Source organism: Epilithonimonas sp. (assembly GCF_032054305.1).
Taxonomy (GTDB): Bacteria; Bacteroidota; Bacteroidia; order Flavobacteriales; family Weeksellaceae; genus Epilithonimonas.
Genome location: NZ_DAMBSX010000002.1, coordinates 643,050 through 663,164, shown reverse-complemented (window position 1 = coordinate 663,164; position 20,115 = coordinate 643,050). Strand labels below are relative to the sequence as shown.

Below are 20,115 nucleotides of genomic sequence, written 5' to 3'. Positions count from 1 at the left end.
TAAAAAATGAAAAAAATATCTATCATTATAAAAGCTTTTTTGCTTCTGTTTCTGGTAACAAGTTGTGAAGACAATGATATGCTTAAAGGAGGTGAAACTGTTACAACGCCTCCGGTTATCAGCTCATTGGCAAGTTCAGATCTGGTGCTTTCCAAACCGGCAGAAGGACAAAATCCCTTTGTGTTCAGACTGAACTGGAGTAAGGTAAGATATAACTTCGGAAGCGGACAATATATACCTGTAGATGATGTGAAATATGAAGTCCAGATGGATCTTAATGACAATGAATTCTCAAAAGCTAGAACTATTGCAGAAACTCAGAATCTCTATACGGATTTTTATACAGTCGATTTTAAAAAAGTGATCGATGAAATTGTTGGAGAAGAAACTAACACTTCATATACTTTCAGTATGAGAATCAAAGCAACTTCATCAAAAGGAGACGCTTTTTCGGAAACTGTAATTCTAAATGTTACCTCTTATCTAAATATAGATCCAGTTGTAAAAAATGTTTATATCATCGGTGATATGAACGGTTGGAATAATGCAAGCAAAGATTACATTATGTTCCGTACTACGAATGATTATCAGGACGGCGTTTATACTTACACAGGTTATTTCCCGGCTGCTACTTATTTCAAATTCAATTCTGAGGAATTTTTGGGAAGCTTTGATCATATGTATTGTGCAGGTGGAAACGGCGTTTTGGAACAGGGTGACAAAGGTGCTTTTTATGTACCGGCAGGTTATCACACGATTTCTATCGATATCAAAAATATGACCTGGGATATATCCGATCCTACCATTACAAACCCAACAGTTTATAATCAAATAGGACCAATCGGCGGATTTTGTAACTGGAATAATGAACCAGTGATGACCAGGTCAACGTTTGATCCGCATCAATGGAAAATTACCTACGAGTTCACAGCTTCTACTGCGTGCAAATTCCGGGGAAATAAGGATTGGGCAAACAATTGGGGCGGAAAAGATGCAGAGATTCCTTATGGAAAAGGAATTTTCGACGGACCAGGTGCCACGATTCAGAATGCAGGAAACTATGATATTTATTTTAATGATCTCACAGGTCATTATGCAATTATAAAACATTTAAATAAAAAATTATGAACAATATCAAAATATGGATATTGGCATTCTTGCTGATGTTCTCTTTCGGAAGCTGTAATAACGACGATGCTGAAGTTACACCGGAAATTCCAAACAGTCAGATTTCTCCGGTTTCTGCTCACAACAAGGTAATCTATGAGGTTAATGTGAGAAATTATTCGTCCCAAGGATTCAATGGTGTTAGGAATGACCTTCAAAGATTGAAAGATTTAGGTGTTGATATTATTTGGCTGATGCCAATCCATCCCATTGGTCAGGAAAAAAGAGAAGGTAGTTTGGGAAGTCCTTATGCCATTAAAGATTACAAAACTGTGAATCCGGAATTCGGTACAGACCAGGACTTTAAAAATCTCGTAGAAGCTGCGCATTCTATGAATATGGAGGTTTGGATGGATTGGGTTGCAAATCACACAGCCTGGGATCACTCTTGGGTATCTCAGCATTTGGATTATTATTCTTCTCTGAACGGACAACAACCCTATTCGCCAAATGGATGGAACGATGTTGCTCAATTGAATTTCAATAATCAAAACCTTCGTGCTGCAATGATTGATGCGATGAAATATTGGGTGACCAATTTTAATATTGATGGCTACAGATGTGATGCAGCGACATTTATTCCAAAAGATTTCTGGCAGCAGGCGAGAACTCAGGTAGATGCTGTCAAAAAAATTACTTGGCTTTGTGAAGGTGATGACCCCGATTATATGTCGGTTTTCGATTACGATTATGCCTGGGGTTTCAATACGGCGCTGAATAATTTTGGCTCTGGAACAAATACTTCCAATCTGGTAAAGGCTTGTAAGAATTTATATGATAATCCGAATTACAAAAATAAAGGGAGAATGGTTTACTTGACAAACCACGATCTAAATGCTCACGACGGGACCGAATTCACAAGGTATGGAGCCAATGTTCTGCCCTTGACTGTTTTATCATTTACTATCTATGATATGCCTTTGATCTACAATGGTCAGGAAATAGGGATGAACAAAGCAATGAGCCTTTTTGAACCAAGTCCTGTGCAATGGGATCCAGCAAATAAAATTTACCTAGATCTTTTCCAAAGGCTTACAAAACTGAAAAGAACACAACCCGCTTTGGAGGACGGTGCAGATCGTGGAACTTTGAAGATAATTCCTACAAATAAGGAAAATGTGTTTGTCTATACAAGAAAAAGAGGTGATAATGAAGTTTTGGTAATGCTGAATTTCAATAACGTGGCTGTCAGTTTTAAATGGGATGGAGACGTACCTTCGGGAAGTTTTAAAAATATTATGACCAATGAACAAAAGTCTTTTAGTGCAAATGAAGGTAATATTTTGATGGAAAAAGGATATGCAGTATTTACAAAATAATTCAATGATGAGTTTAAATAAAGAAATAAAAAAGACTTATTTGTTGCTTCTATTTTTTGTAGGAGCATTATTACATATTAATGCTCAATCCCTCAAAAATAATGTGGTCAAATCCCCTGATGGAACAATTTCTATCGAGATAGGAATTTATAAATCCCGAATATTTTATAAGGTTACTAAGAAGGGGAAAACAATTTTAAATCCATCTTTTCTAGGATTTGAATTGAAAGATGGTGCGCTTAAAGATAATCTTTCTGTCCAGAAGATTTCTCATTCTCAGTTCGATGAAACCTGGAAACAGCCCTGGGGCGAAGAGATCGAAGTTCGAAACCATTACAACGAGATGAAGGTTTGGGTTAAGGACAATTCAATATTTTCCAGAGAATTTATTATCGACTTTAAGGTTTTTGATGACGGATTTGGCTTCAGATATGAGTTTCCTAAACAAAAGAGCCTAACGGAATTTGTTATAATGGATGAACTGACCGAATTTAATTTCCCTGAAGACCACAAAACATGGTCTATCCCTTATAATACCGAATTCTACGAAGGTTTGTACAAACCAAACCCAATTTCCAAGCTGGACACTGTCGCAACACCTTTAACAATGGAAAGCAAAAGCGGACTCTTCCTGACAATTCACGAAGCAAATCTAACCGATTACGCCGCAATGAATCTTGCCGGAGATAAAAAATCGTCAAAGCTTACAGCATTCCTGACACCTTGGTCGACTGGTGAAAAAGTATTTGCAAAGGCGCCTTTCCGCACACCTTGGCGAATAATGATTATTGCAGATTCTGCAGAAGATCTAATGCTTTCAAGATTAATGCTCAATCTTAATGAACCGAATAAACTTGGCGATGTTTCCTGGATTAAACCTGGAAGATACATCGGTATCTGGTGGGGAATGCATATGAAAAAATATACCTGGGAAGCGGGTCCAAATCATGGTGCAAAAACTGAGAATGTTTTAAAATACATTGATTTTGCTTCGAAATATAAATTCTCCGGTGTTCTTGTAGAGGGCTGGAACAAAGGTTGGGAAGACTGGAAATCTTTCGAATTCACACAGCCATACCCGGATTTTGATATTAAAAAAATTACGGATTACGCAAAGTCAAAGAATGTAACCTTGATTGGCCATCACGAAACAGGCGGCAATACAAAGAATTACGAAAGCCAATTGAGCGATGCATTTGCATACTATAAAAAATATGGCGTTGATGTTGTGAAAACAGGTTATGTCGGTGGCAAATTAGATGGTAAAGAACTACACAGCAGTCAGTACGGCGTCCATCATTACAGAAAAGTAATTGAAGAAGCTGCGAAATACAAAATAATGATTGACAATCACGAACCAGTAATGCCAACAGGTTTACAAAGAACGCTTCCGAATCTGATGACACAGGAAGGTGTTAGAGGTCAGGAGTGGGACGCTTGGTCCAAAGATGGTGGCAATCCGCCGGAACATACCACAATTGTGCCTTTTACAAGAGGTTTGGCTGGCCCGGTTGATTTTACACCGGGAACTTTCAACTTCACAAATACGGCTTTACCAAATACAAAAGTTCATACAACCTTGGCGAAACAATTGGCATTGTCGGTTGTGATCTACAGTCCGCTTCAAATGGCTTCTGATATGATCGAGAACTATGAGAGCGATCCGGCTTTCGAGTTCATCACATCGTGCCCTACAGACTGGAGCAAAACCGTCGTTCCGGATGCAAAGATTGGTGAATTTGTAACGATTGCCCGAAAAGATAAAGCGTCTGAAAATTGGTTCTTGGGAAGTATCACAAACAAAGATACGAGAACTGTAAAATTAGATTTGAAGTTTCTGGATCCAAATAAAAAATACAGAGCAAAAATTTTCCGGGATGGTAAAGATGCGGATTATGAAACTAACCCTTATCCAATTATCATAGAGGAGAAAGAAGTGGACAGTAAAACGATTTTGTCAGTCGAGCTGGCCAGAAGTGGAGGTGTAGCTATAATATTCTCACAATTATAGATTCTTATTATTTTATTAGAAGGTTATTTTTCAATGTTGAAAAGTAACCTTCTTTTTCTTATTGATTTTATCTGATACTTATCTCTACCATTTATCTTAAATTGAATTTACGTAAAATCATTTATCAGAAAATACAGAACGTAATTCAAAATAATTAATGAAATTTACAGATTAGATTACTTATTGTTTTTATAACATTATTAATTGCACCATTTTGCCTTGTATTAATAGGCGCATTATTAATTTTCAGTACATAAAAAAGAGCTGTCCAATATTTTAGACAGCTCCTTATTACAAATAAATTATATGTTTATTTTTTAATAAATTTTGATGATGTTACTTTACCGCTAGATTCCACGGAGATGATATATGTTCCCGTGCTTAGTTTTGAGATGTCAATTTGAGATGTTTTCTCGCCTGACTCTTTACTGATTGCTCGTTTTCCAGTAATGTCATAAATTGATATTTTAGCCATATTCTGATCCGATGTAACTGTAATTTTTGATGATGCTGGATTAGGGAAAATACTCAATGGTTTGTTCTTTTCTCCTGACATTACAGATAAAGCACTGGAAGTAGATAAATAAATGTTGTCAAATTGAAAATTATTAGAGGAACCAACGACAGTAGAAATCGTATTTTCGCTTCTTAAAACAAATATTTCTGAAACGTTAGATAAACTAAAACTGGATGACTCGGGAATGAAGGCAGAAAGTGGAATAGACATAAAGTGCCATTGATTGTCATTAGTAAAATTATAACTGTTGGATGCTGGATCTATCAATACTTTAGCAATTACATTGTTCCCTCTTAGTCTGATATAAAAAGGATGAGACGACGCAGTTTTGATGGCCAAATTATAATAACTATACGCTGATATATCAATTACGGCATCCGCAGTGTTGGCAGGGTTTCGAGGAAACATGATGGCGTGAAAATAAGTACTGGTACCGTTATAGGTTAATAGAAGGCTTTTTGTTCCTTCATATGCCCCCGTCCCTGGTTCTGTAAGCGCAAATCCCGCCCCATTGCTGAAGCGTAAAGAATTGACACCTGCTCCAATGTTTGAATTCTCTGTATAGATTGAGAACGTTTGAGAATAGGTTATTGCTGAAATAAACAGCATTACCATAAAATTAAATTTTTTCATAGTGATGATTTTTTAATGTTAATTGGTCCGAAAGTAGTTTTGTTTTAAAATTTAGGGGAATCAAAATGTCCTTTAATAGGGGTGAAAATGTGCAGACAATTAGTCCGTTAACTCAAACTTTACTTTCTCATTATCAACTATGATATAAAAATCTCCGGATTCTAAATGCTTTTCACCCTTGCTGTCTACATAGACCAAATCTTTTTCCGGATCGATTTCAAAGCGATATATTTCTTTTTTTCCTGCCTTGATCATTTTTTTTTCAAAAAACTTGAGTTCTTTCATTGGTCGGGAGATATTTGCAACAGGATCGTTGATATACCAAAGCACGGCTTCCTTGCCATCCACAGTTCCTTTGTTGGTGATTTCTATCTCTGCTACAATTTTTTCATTTTTTCTAAATTTTTTATTCGACAGTTTTATTTTACCATATTCAAATTTGCTGTAGCTAAGTCCGTGACCAAACCAGTACAATGGATCTCTCGGAATATCCTGATAATGTCCAGCTTCTGGCCTTGCCGACTGTCTCATATTATAATAAATTGGAATTTGACCCGCTGTTTGCGGAAAAGTGGCAGAAAGTTTCCCCGATGGATTGTGTCTTCCAGACAGGATACCGGATACAGCAGCTCCTGCCATTGTTCCCGGTTGCCATATTTCCAATACTGCATCAGCCATTTTGTTCAACCGAATTAATTCTAAAGGTCTTCCACTGGAAAGCACCAGGATAACACGTTTCCCTGTTTTGGATAATTCTTCAACAAGATCTTCCTGGATTTTTGGTAATGCAATAGTGGAGCGGGAGCCATTTTCGCCACTCCAATTTCTCTTTTCACCAAGAAAAACAAGTACAACATCTGATTGATTGGCAACTTCCACAGCGTTGGCAAAACCACTTCTGTCTTCGCCCTCAAAATCACAACCTAAAGCATAATTGATCTTTGATTGATAACCGAATTCTTTAGTCAAGCCGTCAAAAATGGTATTCACATCTTTTGGATCACCCATTCCTTCCCAAAATCCCATAATGTGAACAGAATCTTTTACCATCGGACCAATAGCGGCAATGCTTTTATATTTTGAAGTCAGTGGTAGCACCTGATTTTCGTTTTTTAATAAAACCATAGATTCCTGGGCCAATTCTTCAGCAACTTTTAAATAATCCGGTAATAAATACCGGTCTTTCTCGGAAACCACATCCACATAAGGATTTTCAAACAAACCGAGATTCATTTTAACCCGCAGAATCCTTCTTACGGCATCATCAATAGTTTGCATCTTTATTTTTCCCGAGGCCACCAATTCTGGAAGGTGATCTAGATAAAGGTTATCAACCATATCCATTTCTACACCGGCAAGCAATGCTTTTTCCGCTGCTTCTCTGGTATCTTTGGCAACGCCCTGCACTACAAGATTTTTAACTGATCCCCAATCTGAGATTACAAAACCGTCATGTTTCCATTTTTTCTTAAGGATCTCTGTAAGAGTGTAATGATTGGCTGATGCGGGAACGCCTGAGATGTCATTGAAACCACTCATTACGGTAGCTGCACCTGCTTTTATGCCTGCTTCGAAGGGTGGGAGAAAGGTTTCCCAAAGGGTCTGTTGCGATACGTCACTGTAATGATAATCCCTACCACCTTCAGACATACTATAACCGATGTAATGTTTCAGGCTCGCGGCAATGGTATATTTGTCTTTCAGATTTTGACCCTGATAACCATGGATCGCAGCCACACCAAAGATGGAATTGGCATAAGTATCTTCTCCATAACCTTCGGAAATCCTTCCCCATCGGGCATCTCTGGCAACGTCTACCATCGGTGAAAAAGTCCAGTCTAATCCAGAGAGCCAACTTTCCTTAGCGGTAATAGCGCAGGATTGTTTTACCAGATCTGTATTCCAGGAGCAAGCTTGTGCCAGCGGAATTGGAAAAATAGTTTTATATCCGTGAATGGCATCAAATCCAAATATAACCGGAATACCCAAACGGGTTTCGGTCACCGCCTTTTTCTGAATCTGATTTCGGTACTCCGGATTGGTACTTCTATAGAGTAAAGAACCGATTTCTGGTTTTACGGCTTTCATCTGCTCGCCAATATTGTTGGGATTGGCATTTTTTCCATAAGTCCATTGGTTCATCTGCATTATTTTTTCCTCAAGAGTCATCCGACCTATCAGATCATCAATACGTTTTTCTACAGGAGCATCTTTGTTTTTGTAAAGTGGCTGTTTTTGAGCATTAGCGGATGAGCAACTCATTACCAGAATGCTTGCAGCGTAAAAGATATTTTTCATATCGAAGATTATATTTTCTTAGCTAATTCTATTCTGAGAAAAGTTTTCAGTAAACTCCAGAACGAGATATTCAGACTGCTTTTAAAACAATTTTATTTGGAATCTAAATATTGAGTTAAACCGTAGACATTATCGTTAATGATTTTCATATTGTCGATGAGAGGCATATAGTATTGATATGCACTATTGATAATACCTTTATTAGAATCACGGTTTGAATAATCTGTCTTAAGGTTGTCCGGATCATTATCCTGATATCGGAACCAATGCCAGCCGACACAACCTTTGCTTTTCAACAACTCGATAACGAAGTTTTGGTAGAAGTAACCCCTTTCTTTCTGTGTATGGACATTCCATCCGGCGCCAGTTTTATTAGGTAAACCTGAATCTTCGCCCTTGGTGTACCATTCTGTGATGATGAAAGGTTTTCCAGACCAAGTCATCCAGTTGGATAAAATAGGTTGTTCTGCTTCCCATTTTCTGTAATGATTGATGGAAATAATATCCATATATTTTCCCGCCACCTCAAATATTTTTGGATTGTCCAATTCATCCAACTCTTGATTGAAACGGCAACCCAGATAAAGGTGATTTGGATCATACTTTTTGATGGCTTTAGTTACTTTTTTCATGTAAGTTTCAAAATAAAACCCAGTGAAATCTTGTCTATCGGCATCTGTGATATCTTCTAAAGATGCATTCTTTTGTTTGCGATCGTCCAGCCATTTTTTTGCAGAGATGTATCCTGCCTCATCCTTTTTAAGATATTTCAAATGTCTGTCCAAAGCATCGTCTACCCAAGGCAACTCATTATCTGTGAAATAACCAAGAAGATATTGATCGTCCTTGTACTTGATGATTTTGGAAATTTCCTGTTCTAGATAACGGTCAAATTCTTTATCGAATACCATCACCAGATCATATCTATAGCCTTGCCAGCCCGCTTCTTCGTATTTGCCATTAAACTTTTTGATATGCTTGGCTTTGTAAGCACCCATTGGACTAACTATCACAGTATAGACCAAAGGTTTTGCAGATGAACGAATCAAGTCTACATTAGACCAGGCACCGGCTCCGTTGAAACCATTTTTTTTGAGGAATTTAGTTTCTTTGGCAATCCAATTTTTACCGGTTTTATATTTTTTATTGAATGCATTTTCCTGATTTTCAGAGTTGCCGGGATTGAGCACAGCAATGCCTTTGTGTATAAAAAGGTTTCCAAGAGGATCAATAATCCACCATCTGCCGTCTTTTTTTTCTGTTCTGAAAAAACCGGTTGCTTCAAGCTGAAATGTTTTGTACCCACCAAATTTATTGGTAGCAGGATCTTTTGATGATTGATATCCAGGAAGTCTGTCGATGGTTTTTGCGACATAGGGTTTCCACAAAGAATCTTCTGCATTCAGACGGGCTAAAACACTATGATATTTTTTTTCTGAAGCTTCGTTGATTGAAGATTTCTGTGCTTTGATCTCTGAATAAATGTTGATATTCAGAGTAATAAGTGCGATAATACTTTTTTGTATAAAGTTTATTTTGATTTTCACGATTGATAGATTATAAGATTATTATTAAAGAAAAATTGAAAACGTTATTTTAGCTGATTAACTAATTAAGTATAGCTGAAAATGTGATGGATAAAATCATAAGATAGACACTCCAATATTTTTATTGGATAGAATTCTACAGTGATGAAATTGGTTTGTAACTTATTATTTTAATTCGAATTCTGTTTCTAACAGCTGATCAGAACTTGTCCCAACAAATACTTTAAACATTCCCGGTTCCAAAAGATAATTCCCGTTATTGTCGTAATAACCTAAATCTTCTTTATTCAAAGTGAAGCGGATGGTTTTTTGTTCGCCCTTTTTGAGAGATGTCAACTCAAATCCCTTCAACTCTTTGACCGGTCTGGAAATACTTCCGCTCACATCTCTAATGTAAAGCTGAACCACTTCTTTACCGTCTACACTGCCTATATTAGTTACAGAAACAGATAGGTTTATTGGCTCTCCAATAGAAAATGTTTTTTTGTTGATTGTCAGATCTCTATAATCGAATTTGGTATAACTTAATCCGTGACCAAAAGGAAAGAGTGGCGTCTTTTCTACATCGGAATAATGAGACCAGAAAACATTATTTTCTGAATTGGTTGGCCTTCCAGTGTTATAATGGTTGTAATAAATGGGAACTTGTCCCACATTACGCGGAAATGAGATCGGCAATTTGCCACTCGGATTATGATCACCATAAAGTACCTGAGCAATGGCATTACCACTTTCACTTCCCAATTGCCAAGCCTCTACGATAGCAGGAATATGATCTGCTGCCCATTGGATAGCCAGCGGTCTTCCGTTATTCAAAACCAAAACTATATTCTTGTTGACTTTAAAAACTTCTTCCAGTAACTCCTGTTGATTGCCTGGCAGATCGAGATTTGTTCTGCTTCTCCCTTCACCACTTTGGAAGCCGTGTTCACCCAAAACCATCACTACAACATCTGCTTGTCTTGCCATAGAAATAGCCTTCTCAAAGCCGCTTTTATCATCATTATTGATTTCTAATTCTTTGGTAAAAGTTGGCTTACCTGAAAACACTGCAGTTCCAAGAGCGTAGGTGACTGGACTGTTTTTATACTTTTGCATCCCTTCCAAAACGGAAACTGCAGTATCATCTTCTGCTGCAATTCGCCAGCTTCCCAGCGGACTTGTCTTATCACTGGCCAAAGCACCAATTAGTGCAATCTTTTGCCCAGATTTTTTGAGTGGTAATAGATTATTGTCGTTTTTTAACAGGACAATCGATTTTTTGGCCATATCCAGAACACCGTCGTGATGAGATACGCTGCCAATCACTTCTTTTTCTCTTTTTTCGTCGCAATATTTGTAAGGATTTTCAAAAAGACCCATTTCAAATTTCAACCTCAAAATTCTTCTTACTGCGTCGTTTATGATTTCAATATCTACCTTCTTTTCTTTGACCAGATTTACCAGTTCGTTTACATATAAATAAGATTCCATATCCATATCGGAACCTGCTTCTGCTGCTTTCTGAGCTGCCTCTGTACCGTCTTTGGCGTAACCGTGAGAAATCATCTCTCGTATTGACGCCCAGTCGGATACCACAAAACCCTGGAAATTCCATTTAGTTTTAAGTATATCACGGAGAAGAAAACGGTTTGCAGTAGCCGGAATCCCGTTTAAAGTATTGAAAGCGTTCATAAATGTTTTGACACCAGCATCATTGGCCGCTTTGAAAGGAGGCAGTACTGAATTGTACAATCTTGATACACTCATATCTACATTGTTATATTCTTTGCCGGATTCTACAAAGCCGTATCCTGCAAAATGTTTTGCACAGGCTGCTATCGTATTTGTTCCCGAAAAATCATCTCCCTGGAATCCTTTAACTCTCGCTACTGCAATTTTACTGGCAAGAAACGGATCTTCGCCCGCACCTTCCATCACTCGACCCCAACGGGCATCTGTTGTAACGTCTACATTGGGCGCAAAAGTCCAGTTTATACCGCTTGCAGCAGCTTCGGCAGCGGCTATTGCCGCCGATTTTTTTATAGCTTTCATATCCCAGCTGGCAGCTTCGGCTAACGGAATTGGGCTTAATGTTTTATAACCGTGAATCACATCAAATCCAATGATCAGCGGAATCCCTAACCTTGTATTTTCAACGGCTATTTTTTGTACTTCGCGTACTTTCTGAACACCTCGCACATTGAGTAAAGAACCGACCCAACCTTTGTTGAGATGATCGTATTTGATCTTTGATGATCCACCATGTGGAGCAGGACCTGTCACTTCCCAGAAACCATTGTACTGATTCATCTGTCCCACCTTTTCTTCAAGTGTCATTTGATTCATCAGTAATGTAATGCGCTCTTCTATAGGTTTTTTTGTATCCAGATGCGCCTTGTTCTGCGCAGTAATATTTGTAACACCAAAGACAACAAAACAAAGTAGGGTGATTTTGATCATTTCTAATTTTTAATGGTAATAACCGTTATTGTTTCGACAGTATTTTAATTTTCGTAAAGGTTAGTTTACAGTAAAATAAATATCATCAATATAATAATCAAAAGAGTTAGGCGTAGTACTGTAGTCACTGTCATCTGTACGTATTGTAAATTGCTTGATGCTTGACTTAGCCGTAGCTACAGTAGAAAGTCCTGCACCATTACCATCTCTCAGAAGCTGGGAAAAAGGAATTACCAATTCGTGCCATTGTCCGTCCCACAACATTCCAAAAGCAGGATTTCCAGGATTTAGTGTTACCCAGTAGTTTCCGGAATTGGTATTTAACCTGATTCTTACTTTTTTTGGTGTGCTGGATTTTACAGCAACATTCAAATAGTTGTAAGCTGTAGCGTTATATGGAGAAACAGTCAAGTCCATATGCGAAAGTGCAAATCCGTTTTGTGGGCTGCCATTTCCTGCAGGATCAAAATGATACCATAATGCCTTGGTACCGTGATTAGTATTAGTGTTAACGATTGTAATTGCCATATTCCCTCCGTTAGGTGGTGGTGCTATTCCCGGATTTGAACTCACAATATCTTTTTCTGTGAAAATGCCTACGCCACCGATTGGTGGAGGTGGAACGCTCACTTTAATGTTAATTTTATCAAGGTTGGTGTTAGAACCTGTGAACAAGACACGAAATGTATTTTGACCTTCTGTCAAATTAATTCCAGTTACGATTTTGGAAATGTATGTATTATAGCTTCCCGTATTTGGGAAATTACCTGTCTGTCCTAAATCAGTTGCAACGCCCGTATTAGGATTAACCAGTTGAAGTTTGATAGATTTTCCACCAGCAGCATCACCGGATGCCACTCGGAAATCGAAATCATAAATTCCTGTAGAAGGAACGGTGATTGTGTAATTGGTCCATTCCCCAGCTTCGGTATAACTGATATTAGTGATATTATTGCCTACCTGAATATCCACACCATCATCTGTTCTGTAACGTGGACTTCCGTTTTGAACAGCAAGGTTTTGCTCCTCGGTATCGTGATAAGCTATGCCTTCTCCTCCAAGATTATAATTCTCGGCTTCAATCGTTCCAGGGATGGCAATTGCTGTACCGCCATATGGCAAAGGCGGGTCTATACCTTTCACAATAATTTTAAACAATTTCGTCTCGACTGTATTATCAATATATTTTATGACCAATTTTGCATCATAAGTGCCAGGATTGTTATAAACAACTGTCGCATCAGGATTGACGGATGAGGCTGGGCTGCCACCTGCAAATGTCCAGGTTGTGGTAAGATGTTTGAATGAGGTACTTTTGAAATCTACAGTTTCTCCAAATTTAATATCTGTACGTGAGGCACTGGCTTCTGTATGAGGCTTGTCGTAAAGCGTGACCTCTCTGATCTCTTCCTCTACACAGGAAAATAACAGAGCTGAAAACAGAAGTAAAAGTATGCTTTTCAAAAAGTCAGTATTTTTTAAATTCATAACTCTAATGGTTTTTAATTTTGATTTATTTTATCTGCCACAAATTTTATATAAATAATAAATAAAACGGGTCTTAAACATTTTAGATTAGGGTAAGAAATGTACTTTTCAACATACCTATGGTGGGTTTGAGTGAATCTCTTATCGGTTTATTTTTATCAAATAATTGAAAATAATAAATTTTCTTAAAGATTTAAATAAAATAAAAAACGACAAATGAGATTGAAATTTTCAATTTTTTATATTCAAAATTTTGCTTGTAAATCAAACTTTTTATTGTATAAAATCTTTGTTGATATTTATAACAAAAACTGATATTTCACACACATTCTTAATAATTTTAAAGGTAAACGAATTTAAATTTAAACATATAATATATTTTTTATATTTTTAATACGGACGTCCTTACCCCTAAAAAAAGATATTTAAACTGCACCTTAATGCGGTGATAAATTACTTTTGTGATTCTGATTATCAAAAAATTATGAAAAATAAAGTCGTTGTTATCACAGGCTCCACTGGAGTTTTGTGTAGTATAATAGCAAAATCATTAGCAAACAAAGGCTGTAAAATTGCTCTGTTGGCAAGAGAAATTGGAAAAGCAGAAAGTCTGAAGAATGAGATTATAGATGCTGGAGGCATTGCGCAAATTTTTGAAGCAGATGTATTAAAAAAAGAGGCTTTAGAAAAAGCAAGATCACAAATCGTAGAAAAATTAGGGACTTGTGATATTTTGATCAATGGGGCTGGGGGTAATCATCCTCTCGGAACTACATCTGAACCTTACTATTCACAAACAGATCTGGATCATAATGATCCTGACTTTAGAACGATTTTCGATCTCGGTACTGAGGGAATTAAATCGGTTTTCGATCTTAATTTCTTGGGAACATTTCTTCCAACACAAGTATTTGCAAGAGATATGGTGGGAAAAACAGGCTGTAGCATTCTCAATATCTCATCTTTGAGTGCTTTAACACCATTAACCAAAATTCCTGCTTACAGCGCTGCAAAAGCTGCAACTTCCAACTTGACCCAATGGCTGGCAGTTCATTTTTCTAAGGTCGGAATACGTGTTAATGCCATTGCACCAGGATTTTTCCTGACAGCCCAAAATAGAAGCCTACTCACAGCAGAAGATGGAAGCCTCACCGAAAGAGGACGATCTATTATCTCGCATACACCTGCGGGAAGATTTGGAAACCCGGAAGATTTGATCAGTTCCGTACTGTTTTTATGTGACGATAGATCATCTTTTGTCACCGGAATCGTAATCCCCGTGGATGGTGGTTTTAGCGCATTTAGCGGTGTTTAATTATAAAAAATAAAAAAATGGAACAATCTTGGCGCTGGTACGGACCAAAGGATCCAGTCTCTTTATCAGATATCAAACAGGCTGGAGCAACTGGTATTGTAACGGCACTTCATCATATTACCAATGGTTCTGTATGGACTGTGGAGGAAATCAATATAAGAAAAAAATTAATCGAAGATAAAGGACTTCGATGGAATGTTGTAGAAAGCATTCCCGTTCACGAAGATATAAAAACCCGTACCGGGGATTTTCATAAATTCATTGAAAATTATAAGCAAAGCATCGGAAATTTAGCCCATTGTGGAATCAATATTATCTGCTATAATTTTATGCCTGTTTTAGATTGGACCCGTACAGATCTTGAGTTCGAACTGGAAGATGGCTCGAAAGCCCTTCGTTTTGATAAGAATGCCTTTGCTGCATTCGATCTGTATTTGTTGCAGAGAACCGACGCATTATCAGAATACTCACAGCAAGCAAAAGAGGAAGCCAAAGCCTATCTTGAACACCTATCACAAGCAGAGAAAACAAAACTAGTCAACAATATAATTGCTGGTTTACCTGGCGCAGAAGAAGGCTACAGTCTGGAAAGTTTCCAGGAAATTTTGGATAATTATGCAGAAATTGATGCAGATCAACTGAGACAAAATCTGATTCTCTTTCTCCAAGAAATTGTTCCTGTTGCCTCCCAAAATAATGCTTTGATGTGCATCCATCCAGACGATCCACCATATCCTATATTAGGACTTCCAAGGGTTGTAAGTTCAGAGGAAGATTATGCTAAACTATTTTCAGCAGTTCCCGATATTGCAAACGGAATGACGTTCTGTTCCGGTTCTTTGGGAGTGCGTGAGGATAATGACTTGGTGAAAATATTTCAGCGCTTTGCCGATAGAGTTCATTTTTTACATCTCCGAAGTACCAAGAGGGATGAAAATGGGAATTTCTACGAAGCCAATCATCTGGAAGGTGATGTGGATATGTACGGATTGGTGAAGGAAGTAATTTTAGAACAACGTAAAAGAGCAGAGCAGGGAAGAGCCGACTCAATTATCCCAATGCGTCCCGATCACGGGCATCAGATGATGGATGACCTGCAAAAAAAGACCAATCCTGGATATTCTGCAATAGGAAGACTTAGAGGTCTTGCGGAACTACGTGGTTTGGAGTTGGGTATTGCTCGCAGTTGTGCTATAAATTAGAATTGATTATAATCATTTTGAGTTAATTATGAATCTGTTGAAAAGAATAACCGATGTATTAATATATATTGTTTTTGTTTTGATTTCTGGCGTTTTTTATGCTCAGGAAACATCAATTCATTTCGATCAGATCAATTATGATGATGATTTCTCGCCCAGTATGATTTCCAATATGATCCAGAGTAGATCCGGATTTGTGTGGATCGGGACAGAAAACGGACTCTTCCGTTACGATGGTTACAGCTACAAAAAGTACGCAAGAGACAAGCAGACGAATGGCAACCTGAGCAATAATCATATCAATGTGATTTTTGAAGACAACAATCAGGATCTATGGATCGGTACCAACCACGGACTCAATTTTTATAACAAAAACGCCAATAATTTTATATCATTAGATGTGACCAAAGAAAAAGGCGGACGTAATTATATCGCTGCCTTTGCCGAAGACGGACAGAAAAATCTTTGGGTGGGAACTTTTGGCGGTGTCAAAAAACTTCAAAAGTCTACTAGGAAATTAGAAGACTTTAACAAGGATTCGGAATTAAATAAAAGCAGGGTTCTATCTTTATTCTATGACTCCAATTACGGGATGCTCGTAGGAACTTCAAAAGGTCTGAAATGTTTTGATCCGAAGACAGGTCATCAAAAACCATTACCTGTAGAATTGTTTTCCAATGCGGAGCTTATCAATGCCAAGGTAAGAAAAATTATAAAGACCAGCAAAGGCGACCTTTGGTTTGCTACGGAAAGTTCTGGTGCATTTCTACTTTCCTCAGGACAAAAAGTTCTTTCACAGTTTAAGCACGATCCTGGGAACACCAATTCCATGTCATCCAATTGGATCAATGACATCATCCAGTGGGATCAAAATACCGTTTGGTTTGCCACAAAAGGTGGGTTAAGTATCTTCAATAATTACACTAAAAAATTTACAAGGATAAAACATAATCCAGATAATCTCTACAGCCTGAGCGATAATGATCTGAAATGTTTTATGAAAGATCATACCGGCTCTGTTTGGATAGGAACCTCGGCAGGAGCAATTAATATTTATAACAGATCCAATCTCAATTTTACTAAAATCTCAGAGGCTACAAACGCAGGGTTTGGGCTCAGCAATGCTGCCGCAAGCGCTATTTTAAAAGAAAATGACCAAAGTATCTGGGTGGGAACTTCTGGCGGAGGATTGAACTATCTTGATCTTAAAACCAAAACATCCCATTCTTACGCAATAGATAACAGTAATGAGAAAAATATAAAAAACATCATTACATCGCTGGCTAAAAAAGATGCGAATACGCTCTTGTGCGGCACCTTCAAAGGTCTGTTCGAGTTTAATAAAACATCAAAAAAATTCACTCAAATCTTTCTGAATTCGGACTCCGCTGAAAAAGGCGAAAGACCCATTACTTCTATTCTGGTAGATGGAAGCAATATTTTTATAGGAACAGACGGTAATGGATTGATTAAGATCTTGGCAGACGGAACTATTCTGAGCTACAAAAATGACGGGTCGGCGAATGCATTGTCTGATAATTTTGTGATGGCTTTAGAAAACAGGAGCAACGGTATCTGGATTACAACACAAAATGGGCTCAATTTTTTTGATAAAAAACTAAATGGAATTTCAAAAATATTCCGGTCAGACAATGCAAAACCGCTGGATAATAATAGCCTGACAGTAATGTTCACAGATTCAAAGAAAAGACTTTGGATTGGGGCAGATTACGATGGTTTATATTATCTCAATGAGAGCAATCAAAAGTTTTTTGTTCTTAATAAAGAAAAAGGCTTTACCGATGCATCTGTTAAAAGCATTACCGAAGATTCTCAGGGCAATTTGTGGGTCGGTGCGGAGGATTTTCTTTTTAAAATAAAAGTTAAAAACGAAGGCAGTAAATTGAAAGATTCCGACTTTGAAATTACACGTTATTCTTCTGCGGACGGTCTTTCTGTAAAACAATTCTTATACAATTCGGCTGTGAAGATTAATCAAAATATGGTAGCTTTTGGTGCTTCCAAAGGTTTATTGATCTTTGATCCTCAGAAATTAATAAAAACATCTAACAACACACCAATAGTCCTCACAAAGCTTATCGTAAATAACGAGATCGTAGAGGCGGACCAAACGGATGGAATTTTAAAACATCCTATTTCTGAAACATCTGAAATAAAAATAAATTATGATCAAGGTTATATTGGGCTGGAATTTACTGGGCTTAATTTTATCAATCCACAAAAAAGTAAATATGCCTACAAGTTAGACAATAGATCATCTGAAGATCAATGGCATTTTATCGGCACCCAAAACAGAATCAATCTTTCCAATTTGGATCCGGGAAATTATATGTTGTTCATAAAATCTACCAATGGCGATCAAAGCTGGAACAAGAATATCAAAAAGCTGAAAATTGTAATACTGCCGCCGTGGTACAGAACCTGGTGGGCATATCTGTTGTATTTGGTTATTTTTGTTGGAGCCAATTACACGGTCTATAGGTTCATAAAATACCGTTTAAAACTCAGAAGAGAAATATTTTTGGAACAGGTGGAAAATGAGAGAAAAGAAGAAATCCTTACAACACAGATCAATTTTTTTACAAATATTTCGCACGAGATAAGAACACCGCTAACACTGATCAAAGGACCTGTGGAAGAATTGTTATCTTATGAGAAAGATCCACAAGTCAATGCTAAACTAAAAACGATCAAGCAGAACTCAGATCGTCTTCTTAAACTTGTTAATGAACTATTGGATTTCAGAAAAGCAGAAAAAGGCTATATGAAGATCTACTGCCAAAGACAAGATGTGGTGTCTTTTTGTTTTGAAATATTTGAATCCTATAAAGGATTAGCGGAAGAAAAGAACATCGATTTCAAATTTGTACTCAACTCCAATGTGATCATTGCTTATTTTGATAAAAATCAGATGGAAAAGGTCATCTATAATTTGCTTTCCAACGCTTTCAAATTCACTAAAAAAAATGGTAAAATAGTTTTTGCTGTAGAGAAAGGTTCGCCAGATGAGAATGCTGTATTCATCAAGGTTAAAGATAATGGAATAGGTATCCCGGAGAACAACCGCAATAGTGTTTTCGAAAGATTTTTCCAAGTGGATGATAGAGGGGTACAAAATATGGGAAGCGGCGTTGGGCTAGCACTTTCAAAAAGCATTGTAGAATTGCATAAAGGCGAAATTTCCACACCAGAAGAAGCAGGCACTTGGGCGAAGACCGTTTTCCAGATTAAATTACAATTGGGTAACAAACATTTGTCCGAAGATCAGATCATAGAAAGTAATGCCGAGGATTTTCAGCAGATGATCATAGAATCCCCGACAACTGTAATCAATGATAATATTCCATTTGCTGACTTTCCGGACAAAGACAAGAAGACTTTGATGGTTGTGGAAGACAATGAGGATGTACGCAGATTTATTGTCAGTATTTTGTCCAATGATTACAATATAGTGGAATTTGCCAATGGCAGAGATGCGGCTAACTATTTAGAAACAGAGATCTTAGATCTTATCATCAGTGATATTATGATGCCTGAAATGGATGGTATAGAACTTTGCCGCATTGTAAAGACCAATGAGAGCACCAATCACATACCAGTACTACTTCTGACCGCCAAGGCATCTATAGATCATAAAATAGAAGGCCTTTCCACAGGTGCAGATGCTTATATCACAAAACCATTTAGTACACAGGAACTCAAACTGAGTATTGCCAACCTACTTTCTGCACAGGAGATTTTGAGAAAGAAATACAGCGGTAATTTTATAATAGACTCTGACCTTGCCAGCCTTACAACGCCCGAAGAAGCATTCATCAAAAAACTGATGCGCGTGATAGAAGAAAACCTCGAAAATTCTGAATTCGATGTCAATATGTTGGTCGATAAGATTGGTATGAGTCGAACGATACTGTACAAAAAAGTCACTGCACTTACCAACCATTCTGTAGCGAGTCTGATAAAACAGCTAAGGTTGAAGAAGGCAGCTGATATCATTCTGAACACAACACATCCTATTTCAGAGGTTGCTTTTATGGTCGGATTCAATGATCGTAAACATTTTAGCCGTGAGTTCAAAAAAGTGTACAAAGTTTCTCCAACAGCTTACAAAAGTAGTCCGAATTCTGGGGTATAATTGAATTAAAACCTGACATA

Annotated in this window: 11 protein-coding genes; 6 read left to right on the top strand and 5 right to left on the bottom strand. The window is 37.4% G+C overall.

Features of this window, described 5'->3' with window-relative positions:
- Positions 1–6: 6 nt before the first annotated feature.
- Genes RTX21_RS06880 through RTX21_RS06870 form a run of 3 tightly spaced genes read left to right on the top strand, consistent with a single transcriptional unit; the run spans position 7 to position 4,497 of the window.
- Positions 7–1,128 (top strand): SusE domain-containing protein, encoded by a 1,122-nt coding sequence (locus tag RTX21_RS06880; RefSeq protein ID WP_312766295.1) that lies wholly within the window; start codon positions 7–9, stop codon positions 1,126–1,128.
- Positions 1,125–2,486, top strand: a complete 1,362-nt coding sequence (locus tag RTX21_RS06875) for an alpha-amylase family glycosyl hydrolase (protein ID WP_312766293.1) — start codon at positions 1,125–1,127, stop codon at positions 2,484–2,486. Before RTX21_RS06880 ends, RTX21_RS06875 begins: the two co-directional genes overlap by 4 nt.
- Positions 2,487–2,490: 4 nt before the next feature.
- Positions 2,491–4,497 (top strand): glycoside hydrolase family 97 protein, encoded by a 2,007-nt coding sequence (locus RTX21_RS06870; RefSeq protein WP_312766292.1) that lies wholly within the window; start codon positions 2,491–2,493, stop codon positions 4,495–4,497.
- A gap of 310 nt (positions 4,498–4,807) precedes the next feature.
- Here the strand turns inward: RTX21_RS06870 and RTX21_RS06865 are convergent, their stop codons facing one another.
- The 5 genes from RTX21_RS06865 to RTX21_RS06845 form a co-directional block, all read right to left on the bottom strand.
- A complete protein-coding gene (locus RTX21_RS06865) occupies positions 4,808–5,647 on the bottom strand; it encodes a T9SS type A sorting domain-containing protein (protein ID WP_312766291.1) in 840 nt (279 codons plus the stop codon).
- A gap of 99 nt (positions 5,648–5,746) precedes the next feature.
- Complete coding sequence (locus RTX21_RS06860) at positions 5,747–7,945, bottom strand: glycoside hydrolase family 3 N-terminal domain-containing protein (protein ID WP_312766290.1); 2,199 nt, start codon at positions 7,943–7,945, stop codon at positions 5,747–5,749.
- Between the two features lie 92 nt (positions 7,946–8,037).
- Entirely contained in the window at positions 8,038–9,492 is a 1,455-nt protein-coding gene (locus RTX21_RS06855; protein ID WP_312766288.1) for a hypothetical protein, read from the bottom strand.
- Positions 9,493–9,657: 165 nt separating this feature from the next.
- A complete protein-coding gene (bglX, locus tag RTX21_RS06850; protein WP_312766287.1) occupies positions 9,658–11,934 on the bottom strand; it encodes a beta-glucosidase BglX in 2,277 nt (758 codons plus the stop codon).
- Between the two features lie 60 nt (positions 11,935–11,994).
- On the bottom strand, positions 11,995–13,422 hold the full coding sequence (locus RTX21_RS06845) for a carbohydrate-binding protein (RefSeq protein WP_312766285.1): 1,428 nt from the start codon (positions 13,420–13,422) through the stop codon (positions 11,995–11,997).
- Positions 13,423–13,906: 484 nt separating this feature from the next.
- On the opposite strand from RTX21_RS06845, the gene RTX21_RS06840 reads away from it, so the two are divergent.
- From RTX21_RS06840 to RTX21_RS06830, 3 genes are read left to right on the top strand one after another with little or no spacing between them, the layout of a single operon-like run.
- On the top strand, positions 13,907–14,737 hold the full coding sequence (locus RTX21_RS06840; RefSeq protein WP_312766283.1) for an SDR family oxidoreductase: 831 nt from the start codon (positions 13,907–13,909) through the stop codon (positions 14,735–14,737).
- 17 nt (positions 14,738–14,754) lie between these two features.
- Positions 14,755–15,939 carry a mannonate dehydratase gene (gene uxuA / locus RTX21_RS06835; protein WP_312766281.1) on the top strand — a complete coding sequence of 395 codons (1,185 nt, stop codon included), beginning with the start codon at positions 14,755–14,757 and terminating at the stop codon, positions 15,937–15,939.
- Between the two features lie 28 nt (positions 15,940–15,967).
- Complete coding sequence (locus RTX21_RS06830; RefSeq protein WP_409414969.1) at positions 15,968–20,095, top strand: two-component regulator propeller domain-containing protein; 4,128 nt, start codon at positions 15,968–15,970, stop codon at positions 20,093–20,095.
- Positions 20,096–20,115 lie beyond the last annotated feature (20 nt).

Excerpts from the sequence above, each read along its gene's own strand:
- RTX21_RS06880 (WP_312766295.1), top strand. The coding sequence starts at position 7 with ATGAAAAAAATATCTATCATTATAAAAGCTTTTTTGCTTCTGTTTCTG.
- RTX21_RS06875 (WP_312766293.1), top strand. The coding sequence starts at position 1,125 with ATGAACAATATCAAAATATGGATATTGGCATTCTTGCTGATGTTCTCT.
- RTX21_RS06870 (WP_312766292.1), top strand. The coding sequence starts at position 2,491 with ATGATGAGTTTAAATAAAGAAATAAAAAAGACTTATTTGTTGCTTCTA.
- RTX21_RS06865 (WP_312766291.1), bottom strand. The coding sequence starts at position 5,647 with ATGAAAAAATTTAATTTTATGGTAATGCTGTTTATTTCAGCAATAACC.
- RTX21_RS06860 (WP_312766290.1), bottom strand. The coding sequence starts at position 7,945 with ATGAAAAATATCTTTTACGCTGCAAGCATTCTGGTAATGAGTTGCTCA.
- bglX (WP_312766287.1), bottom strand. The coding sequence starts at position 11,934 with ATGATCAAAATCACCCTACTTTGTTTTGTTGTCTTTGGTGTTACAAAT.
- RTX21_RS06845 (WP_312766285.1), bottom strand. The coding sequence starts at position 13,422 with ATGAATTTAAAAAATACTGACTTTTTGAAAAGCATACTTTTACTTCTG.
- RTX21_RS06840 (WP_312766283.1), top strand. The coding sequence starts at position 13,907 with ATGAAAAATAAAGTCGTTGTTATCACAGGCTCCACTGGAGTTTTGTGT.
- uxuA (WP_312766281.1), top strand. The coding sequence starts at position 14,755 with ATGGAACAATCTTGGCGCTGGTACGGACCAAAGGATCCAGTCTCTTTA.
- RTX21_RS06830 (WP_409414969.1), top strand. The coding sequence starts at position 15,968 with ATGAATCTGTTGAAAAGAATAACCGATGTATTAATATATATTGTTTTT.